At 40.7% G+C, this 8252-nt stretch carries 9 protein-coding genes; 3 read left to right on the forward strand and 6 right to left on the reverse strand.

What is annotated here, in order from left to right; genetic code table 11:
* Together VNZ46_RS02825 and VNZ46_RS02830 are read left to right on the forward strand one after the other, a co-directional pair.
* Positions 1–595 (forward strand): aminotransferase class I/II-fold pyridoxal phosphate-dependent enzyme (locus VNZ46_RS02825; RefSeq protein WP_325558560.1); only part of this gene is annotated, 595 nt, incomplete at its 5' end.
* Positions 596–857: 262 nt separating this feature from the next.
* Positions 858–1046 (forward strand): histone H1, encoded by a 189-nt coding sequence (locus VNZ46_RS02830; RefSeq protein ID WP_108555803.1) that lies wholly within the window; start codon positions 858–860, stop codon positions 1044–1046.
* 70 nt (positions 1047–1116) lie between these two features.
* Here VNZ46_RS02830 and dapA read toward each other — a convergent pair whose 3' ends face one another.
* Genes dapA through VNZ46_RS02845 form a run of 3 tightly spaced genes read right to left on the reverse strand, consistent with a single transcriptional unit; the run spans position 1117 to position 4712 of the window.
* Positions 1117–1998 (reverse strand): 4-hydroxy-tetrahydrodipicolinate synthase, encoded by an 882-nt coding sequence (gene dapA, locus VNZ46_RS02835; protein WP_325558561.1) that lies wholly within the window; start codon positions 1996–1998, stop codon positions 1117–1119.
* A gap of 10 nt (positions 1999–2008) precedes the next feature.
* Positions 2009–4021 (reverse strand): NAD-dependent DNA ligase LigA, encoded by a 2013-nt coding sequence (gene ligA / locus VNZ46_RS02840; protein WP_325558562.1) that lies wholly within the window; start codon positions 4019–4021, stop codon positions 2009–2011.
* Positions 4022–4040: 19 nt separating this feature from the next.
* Positions 4041–4712, reverse strand: coding sequence for an ACP phosphodiesterase (locus VNZ46_RS02845; RefSeq protein ID WP_325558563.1), 672 nt, complete (start codon positions 4710–4712; stop codon positions 4041–4043).
* Between the two features lie 124 nt (positions 4713–4836).
* On the opposite strand from VNZ46_RS02845, the gene tyrS reads away from it, so the two are divergent.
* A complete protein-coding gene (gene tyrS, locus VNZ46_RS02850; protein WP_325558565.1) occupies positions 4837–6123 on the forward strand; it encodes a tyrosine--tRNA ligase in 1287 nt (428 codons plus the stop codon).
* Positions 6124–6207: 84 nt separating this feature from the next.
* Here the strand turns inward: tyrS and VNZ46_RS02855 are convergent, their stop codons facing one another.
* From VNZ46_RS02855 to VNZ46_RS02865, 3 genes are all read right to left on the reverse strand, one after another.
* Positions 6208–7134: an acyl transferase gene (locus VNZ46_RS02855; protein WP_414693455.1), complete on the reverse strand. Its 927-nt coding sequence runs from the start codon at positions 7132–7134 to the stop codon at positions 6208–6210.
* Positions 7135–7227: 93 nt separating this feature from the next.
* Complete coding sequence (locus VNZ46_RS02860; RefSeq protein WP_199079417.1) at positions 7228–7593, reverse strand: hypothetical protein; 366 nt, start codon at positions 7591–7593, stop codon at positions 7228–7230.
* Positions 7594–7596: 3 nt separating this feature from the next.
* On the reverse strand, positions 7597–8252 hold a 656-nt coding region (locus VNZ46_RS02865), incomplete at its 5' end, for a penicillin acylase family protein (protein ID WP_325558567.1).

The raw sequence follows: 8252 nt of genomic DNA on the forward strand, positions 1-8252 counted from the left end.
TGATGCACATGGTTTTGGCACTATGGGTAAAACCGGTGCAGGAACTCATGAAGAACAAGATTGTATTGAGGGCGTGGATGTTTATTTTGGGACCTTTGCAAAGGCAATGGCTGGCATCGGAGCCTTTGTAGCCTCTACAGAAGAAATCACCAATTTCCTGCGCTATAATATGCGGTCACAGACTTTTGCAAAAGCTTTGCCTATGCCTATGGTTATTGGTTTATTGAAACGTCTGGAATTGCTGAAAGGAAAATCAGAGCTCAGAGAGAAACTGTGGAATATTGCTACTACCCTACAGAAAGGCTTACGTGACCGTGGTTTCGATTTGGGCATTACCAATACAATGGTTACACCCGTATTTTTAAAGGGTGAATTACTGGAAGCAACGGCTTTAACAATGGACCTAAGAGAAAACCATGGTATCTTTTGTTCGATTGTTGTTTATCCGGTTATCCCTAAAGGATTAATCGAGCTTAGACTTATTCCCACAGCTGTACACACACTGGAGGATGTACAGCGGACGCTTGATGCCTTTAGTGAAGTTGCAGAGAAATTGAAAAGCGGATATTATAAGGAAAATCAATTTGAAATGTAACTCATTTCTAACAACATAAAAGAAGGGCCTTTAAATGCGTTTAAAGGCCTTTTTTGTGTCTGTTTGTTTTGTAATGTGTTGATTTTTAGATTGTTGATTGTTGGTTTTGTAAGGCTATTTGTGAATAACCGCCTTGATTGTGGAAAAAAAGCGCATTTTGGTGATTTATTTCTTGTGCCAAAAGTTTTTTTATTAAAATAAACATGCTACTTTAGTAATAGAGTATAAACCTAACCTTAAAAACCTAAAAGAAGAATTAAAAATGGCAAAGATCGAGAAATTCAATGAATTGAAAGACCTTATTAACGGTCTTGAAGCAGACGCTGACAAGTTTTATAACAAAGCAAACAGTGCTGCAGGTACACGCGTGAGAAAAGGATTACAAGACGTTAAAAACCTTGCTCAGGCCATCCGTTTAGAAATTCAGGCAGCTAAGAACAAAGAAGCATAAGAATTGCGGATTTGTATCTCATAAAAAAGGCCTTCAACAATTTGAAGGCCTTTTTTATGCGGTTTATTTTTTAAGCCATCAGTTTTTTAACCTGTGCAATTATTTGTTCTTCCAATCCGGTAGAAACGCCAACCAGAGGCAATCTTACTTTGTCTCCGCAAATATCGAGATATTTTAAAGCTGCTTTTACGCCAGCTGGATTACCTTCTGCAAACACGAGACGGGTAAACTCTATCAAGCTTAAATGTGCAGGAGTAGCCTGAGCAAACTCGCCTTGAAGGCATAGTCTGATCATGTCAGAAAGCGCCTTCGGTAGCGCATTTCCGATGACCGAAATGACACCAACTGCTCCAATCGCCATCATAGGCAGAGCAACAGGATCATCTCCGGAGATCAGCATAAAACCTTCAGGTTTGTCACGGAGGATTTGATTAAATTGATCAAAGCTGCCGGAGGCTTCTTTAGTACCAATAATATTCTTGAAATCCGTAGCCAGTCTGCAAGTCGTTTCGGGACTTACATTACTACCTGTTCTTCCTGGTACATTATACAGCAAAACTGGTAAAGCGCTGGCTTCACTGATCGCTTTATAATGCTGGTAAATACCTTCCTGAGTAGGTTTGTTATAATAGGGGCTTGCAGATAAGATGGCATCATAACCATTAACTTCAAATGTCCTGATGCTTTCGGTTACTTCTGCTGTATCATTGCCGCCAATGCCGGCAACAAGTGGCAGGCGGCCGTTATTAATTTCTGCAGTATATTCCCAGATCTTCTTCTTTTCGTTCTTATTGAGTGTTGATGCTTCTCCTGTAGTACCTAAAGATACCAGATAGTCTACCTTTCCGTGTACCATGTAGTTGATCAGGTTTTTCAACCCTTCAAAATCTACCGATCCATCTGCATTAAATGGTGTAACCAATGCTACACCGGTTCCATGAAATTTTTTCATTTTTAAATTATTATTTCAACATCTCTAATAAATCGTCCTCCGAGATCAGGGGAACATTTAGTTTCTGAGCCTTTTCCAATTTAGAAGGGCCCATGTTATCTCCGGCAACCAGGTAGTTCAACTTTGCAGAAATGCTGCTCAGGATCTTACCTCCATTACTTTCAATTAAATCCTTAAGTTCCTCGCGGCTGAATTTCTCGAAAACGCCCGAAATTACAAATGTTTTTCCAGTTAATTTCTCACTTTGAAGGGTAATTTCAATTTCTTTTGCCTGAAACTGCAATCCGGCGGCTTTTAGGAGCTCAATTTGCTGTAAATGTTCCGTTTTACTAAAATATTCTATGATGCTTTCGGCAATCCGCTGGCCAATTTCATCTATGGCTATGAGTTCTTCCAGGGTAGCCGAGGCTAGACGGTCGATATTTTTAGTTCCAAATGCAAGTTTTCTTGCCACAGTTTCTCCAACATACCGGATCCCTAAACCAAAAAGCACCTTTTCGAAAGGCATTTCTTTAGATTGCTCAATGCCTTTGAGCATATTTTCAATCGATTTTTCTCCAAAGCGTTCGATGCCTTTGAGTTCATCCGATTTTTCATGAAGTGTATAGATATCACTAATATGTCTTAGTAGGCCTCTCTGGTAAAAATTCTCAATGGTTTCATCGCCCAATCCATCAATATTCATTGCCTTTCTGCCAATAAAATGCTGAATTTTTCCAACGATCTGAGGTGGGCAGCCTTCATCATTTGGGCAGTAAAAAGCTACTTCACCTTCTTTTCTGATCAAACTTGTCCCGCATTCGGGGCAAACTGTAGGGTAAATGATCTTTAAGGCATCTGGTTTTCTTTTAGAAAGGTTTACATTAATGATCTTTGGGATGATCTCACCTCCTTTTTCTACAAATACACTGTCTCCCTGATGTAGATCCAGCCGTTCAATCTCGTTGGCATTGTGTAATGTGGCCCTTTTAACTGTTGTACCTGCCAGTAAAACCGGTTTTAGATTTGCAACAGGCGTAACTGCCCCTGTTCTTCCAACCTGATAGGTAACCTGATCAAGTATGGTTTCAACTTCTTCGGCTTTGAATTTATAGGAAATAGCCCAGCGTGGTGATTTTGCAGTAAAACCAAGTTCCTGCTGCTGGCCATAGCTGTTTACTTTAATTACAATACCATCAATATCATAGCCCAGGTTGAAACGTTCTTCTTCCCAGTATTTAATGAAATCAAATACTCCGGCAATGGAATTGACCAGTTTGCTGTGTTCACTCACATGGAAGCCCCAGGATTTTAATGTCTGTAAACTTTCCCAATGCGTCTTAAAATAGATTTTGTCAGTATTTAAGGAATACAAAAAGCAATCGAGTGGACGTCTGGCTACTTCTTTGGAATCCTGCATTTTTACAGTACCGGCAGCAAAATTTCTGGGATTTGCATAAGTGACTTCGCCTAATTCTTCCCGTTCTTTATTGAGGCGCTCAAAAGCTGCCCGGTGCATGAAGATTTCACCTCTGATCTCAAACAGTTCCGGAGCCTGTGTTGTTTTTAATTGATGGGGAATGGTGTGGATGGTTTTAACGTTTGAAGTGACATCATCACCTTTTGCTCCGTCACCCCGGGTTACAGCTCTGGAGAGTTTGTTATGTTCGTAAGTGAGGCTGATGGATAATCCATCAAATTTAAGTTCACAAACGTATTGAAAATCGTCCCCTATGGCTTTTTTGATTCTTTCATCAAAGTCAAGGAGATCTTGCTCGTTGTACGTATTGCCCAAAGAAAGCATGGGCCATTTGTGTGGAACTGTGACAAAATTTTTAGTGATGTCCCCGCCAACTTTCTGAGTAGGGGAATCAGGATCTGCAAATTCCGGGTTTTCCCGCTCCAGCTTTTGCAGGGCTTCTAATTTTTGATCAAATTCATAATCGCCAATAGTTGGCATGGCGAGTACATAATAATTGTAGGTATGCTGGTTAAGCTCTTTAACCAGGGCATCCATCGTGTCTTTTATAGCTGATTTCGACATACAGCGAAGATACGAATGATTATAATTTACTTTCGATTTCTTTAAAAATACTCAGGTAATCTTTTTGGAGTTGATCGCGAAATAACAAGAGGCTTTCAGTGAGCTGTTCAAGTTGATCTTTCTGAAAAGGATTTTCCCATAAGCGCATACAGATCCGGTTCAATGCATAGGTAATATTTTCGATTTTCTGGTAACTCAGCAAATATCTGCTGGAGATGAAGTTATTCAGAAAGCGAAGGAAATGATCCAGGTCTTTGATCCCGGCTAAGGTGAGAAAAGACTGTAGTTCGGGCGTATTGGCTTGCTGAAGCTGTTCATAGAATCGGTTGATGTTGATCCGGCCTTCAATGGTCAGCAAGTGGTCCAGCATCAATTCCAAACCAATATGTGCCAGGAAGAAAGGTTTTACAGGGCCGGATTGTAAAGAAGGCAGTAATAGTTGTTTTAGTGCTGCAGTCCGGGTGATGAAAAAATCTGAAGAATGGAATAATTTATCAACCTCAAGATGCCTTTCCCATCCGCAAAGCAGGGATTCGTGGGCCAGATCATCTGAAAATAAATGTGCTTCCTTTTGAGGGTTAAGATTCCAGTCTTTATGCGCATTTTTAACAAAATCAGGCAATACGACACCAATTACAATGTTGTGGTCAGGATTATGTCTTTCAAAATAATAATGCGATAAGAAGTTCATCGCTTTAAATGTAATGAAAATTGTTTGGAAAGCGGATGATCTTCAGGTCAATTTAGAGCGAAGAAGAATTCAATTTAACAGATAACATAGCTTTTCCTATATTTGCCGCAAAAGGATAGAAACAATGACCAATTTTGTAGAGGAACTAAGATGGAGAGGCATGTTGCAGGACATGATGCCTGGTACCGAGGAAAAATTAAATGAGGGCATGACATCCGGGTATATAGGTTTTGACCCAACCGCGGATTCATTGCATGTGGGGCATTTGACCCAGATCATGACACTTATTCATTTCCAGCGCGCCGGACATAAACCCTATGCCCTTGTTGGGGGTGCTACAGGAATGGTGGGAGATCCTTCTGGTAAATCTGATGAAAGAAATCTTCAGACAGAGGCTATGGTGGAACATAACCTGAGAGGGATGAAAAAACAACTTTCCAAATTTTTGAAATTTGAAGAGGCGGGTAATGGTGCGGTAATGGTAAACAATAATGACTGGTTTAAAGATATGAACCTCTTTACTTTTATCAGAGATGTAGGCAAGCACATTACTGTTAATTATATGATGGCCAAGGATAGTGTAAAAAGACGTTTGGAAGGCGATTCCGGATTGTCTTTTACCGAGTTCTGCTATCAGTTGATCCAGGGTTTTGATTTTTACTACCTCTGGAAGCACCATAACTGTCTGGTACAAATGGGAGGCTCAGATCAATGGGGTAACATCGTTACAGGTACTGAACTGATCAGACGCAAAGATGCTGGCACGGCCTTCGCGATCACCACGCAACTTATAAAGAAAGCTGACGGCACCAAATTTGGTAAAACAGAAAGCGGTGCGGTTTGGCTGGACCCGGAAAAAACCTCGCCGTATAAATTCTACCAGTTTTGGTTAAATGCTTCTGATGATGATACGAAGAAATGGATCAGGATTTTTACGCTGAAAACACAAGCAGAAATAGAAGCTTTGGAGAAAGAACATGATGCTGCACCTCATCTGCGTATTTTACAGAAAGCTTTAGCCGAGGATATTACGGTTAGGACTCATTCTGAAGAAGCCTTGGAGACTGCCATTAAGACCTCAGAGTTTTTGTTTGGTAACGGTGCTCTGGACTTTTTTGGTACCTTAAATGATGCGCAGGTACTGGAGATTTTTGAAGGTGTGCCTCAACATACAATTTCTAAGGCAGAGTTAGAGGGTGGGATGGATGCTTCAACTTTATTGGCCGAAAAAACGAATGTATTCCCTTCAAAAGGCGAAGCGAAAAAGACCATACAAGGTGGTGGGGTTTCTTTAAATAAGGAAAAGATTAAAGAGGCTTCTGCTATATTCAATGCAGAACATCTGTTAAATGGTAAATATATTATTATACAGAAAGGGAAAAAGAATTATTTTCTTTTAACAGCGGAATAGCCTAAGGCCTTTCCTAAAAAAGCCGTTAAAGTGTAAGCTTTAACGGCTTTTTTAGGAAAGAACTGGATCTGAAATTTAATGCAGCTACTGTACCAGTAAATTGCAACCCCGGATGTCTGCATTATCAAAACGGCCCAGTACTTCAAAGGAACCATCTGGATATATTTTTCCTAGATCCTGCGTCGCAATAAAAGAGCAGGAATTTATATTAGCGAGGTCGATGACATTGATGCCGCCGGTTTGTTGATTCTGAATTAAACTCAAAGGGTCATTGGTGTCGCGCAGTACAATTTTCATCCACGCGGGACATTGAAAAATACCTTCTCCAAAAGAATAAGCCTGAGAAAGGAGTTCTGTCATTCCATATTCGCTGTGGATGGCCCTTACACCAAAGCCAGCCTGAAGCAGATCATGAAGCTCTTCTCTCACCATTTCTTTTCTTTTACCTTTCATTCCACCGGTTTCCATGACAATCAATTCTGGGAAGTCCAGCTGATACCGCTCAATAAAATCAAGCAAAGCATAAGTTACACCTATTAAAATGGTCCTTTGTTTATTGTCTTGTAGTTTTTTTAGCCTGTGGAAAAGCTCATCATGGTTATGCAGGAAATAGCCGCTGTCTGGATGTTTGCTCTGTTTTAATAAGGCATCCACCATGTAAATTAAAGAGGAGCCATCTCTTTCCAGGTAAGACGGCAGTAGTGCCAGCAGGCAGGTATCCTCTATCTTGCCGTAGAACTGCTCAAAAGCATTGTTAAAACTAGTTTCATAAATTCCCACATCTGTAACCAGATGACGGCTTTGCACCATTCCTGTTGTTCCCGAACTGCTGAAAACAATTTCCGGTTTTCTCGCATCACTCAGTACTTCATGCGTTTTAAAAAAGGAAATGGGTAGATAAGGGATATCCTTCACGCTGCTGATGGAAGCAGGGGAAATGTTGAGGTGTTGGATATAAGAGGCATATACTGCACAATGTTCTGCCTGATGCTTGAAAATGGCCAGTGCCATTTCATCAAACTCAGAATCATTGTTAATGGAAAATATTTGCTGGATAGGATTCACTATGCAAAAATACACAAGATTTTTGTTTTAGAATGGCCTTTAACCTGCATGTTGTCCTGATTTTGTTTTTTTACACAAGACTGCCTTGCGGAAATGATATCCGCAAATGCCACTGATTGCAGCAACAAAGCCACCCAGAACTCCGGTGAGTATCAACACTAGTATCCATGATTTTACGGCCAGCATTTCTGCTATGCGTCCTGCCAGTATATTGTGGTTTGGAATGCTCTTAAACAATGCCATGCCAATCCACAGCAGAAATATGGCTGCAAAAGGAAACCATAATGATATTTTGGCCGTTTTTCCTATCAGGCCGCAGGTAACGAAACTGATGATCACAATGACCCACCATGGAAAGATGATCTGTAATAGGAATGAAGCAATGAGTATAACGATAAAGACCATAATCTATTTGTTGGAGATGTGCAGGTTAGAAATTATTTTGGCGGATGGGTCGTTTGGTGCCTGCATAAAATACAAGTCATACAACTCTCCCCTTGACCAGGTTCCGATCATATTGTCGTAGAAGGGGCTGCCCGGATTCCCGGACTGACCACCTGGAAATACCCCATGTCCTTTGGGATTTTTACCGAGTTCAACCACCATTCTCCATGATGGTCCGTTCTTTTCACCAAGAGCATTAATGGTGCTTTTTGCACCGCCCATCATTAGGGTCTTTGAACCCAAGCCTGGAATATTGGCTAAATGCGGAACATGGGTTTGCTTAACTCTGGCCCATTCCCAGTTCTTCCCGATAGGCCCCAGTTTTTTCTCCAGGCTATCGCAAGTATATTTAAACGATTCGTTAACCAGATCGGTTAAGGTTTCCTTTTTGGAAGTCAGAACATTATCAAACCATTTGGAGTTGGGATCTTTCAGAATGAGCTCTATTGTCCTGTCTCTGGAAGGATAACGCATTGGAATCCCCTTAATCGTGAAATCATCATCCCATATGTCAAAGAACAAACGGGTAGACCACAAATCAAAGACGCTGGCGCCAATTTCTTTTGCATTATAATATTTATTCCATTTGCTGATGATATTAAAGGCTTCCTTCTGCGTTG

The sequence above is a fragment of the Pedobacter sp. genome, assembly GCF_035566355.1.
Taxonomy (GTDB): Bacteria; Bacteroidota; Bacteroidia; order Sphingobacteriales; family Sphingobacteriaceae; genus Pedobacter.

Bases quoted from the DNA above. Each gene is read 5' to 3' on its own strand.
- VNZ46_RS02855 (WP_414693455.1), bottom strand. From the start codon at position 7,134: ATGGCACTGGCCATTTTCAAGCATCAGGCAGAACATTGTGCAGTATAT.
- ligA (WP_325558562.1), bottom strand. From the start codon at position 4,021: ATGTCGAAATCAGCTATAAAAGACACGATGGATGCCCTGGTTAAAGAG.
- VNZ46_RS02845 (WP_325558563.1), bottom strand. From the start codon at position 4,712: ATGAACTTCTTATCGCATTATTATTTTGAAAGACATAATCCTGACCAC.
- dapA (WP_325558561.1), bottom strand. From the start codon at position 1,998: ATGAAAAAATTTCATGGAACCGGTGTAGCATTGGTTACACCATTTAAT.
- tyrS (WP_325558565.1), top strand. From the start codon at position 4,837: ATGACCAATTTTGTAGAGGAACTAAGATGGAGAGGCATGTTGCAGGAC.
- VNZ46_RS02830 (WP_108555803.1), top strand. From the start codon at position 858: ATGGCAAAGATCGAGAAATTCAATGAATTGAAAGACCTTATTAACGGT.
- VNZ46_RS02860 (WP_199079417.1), bottom strand. From the start codon at position 7,593: ATGGTCTTTATCGTTATACTCATTGCTTCATTCCTATTACAGATCATC.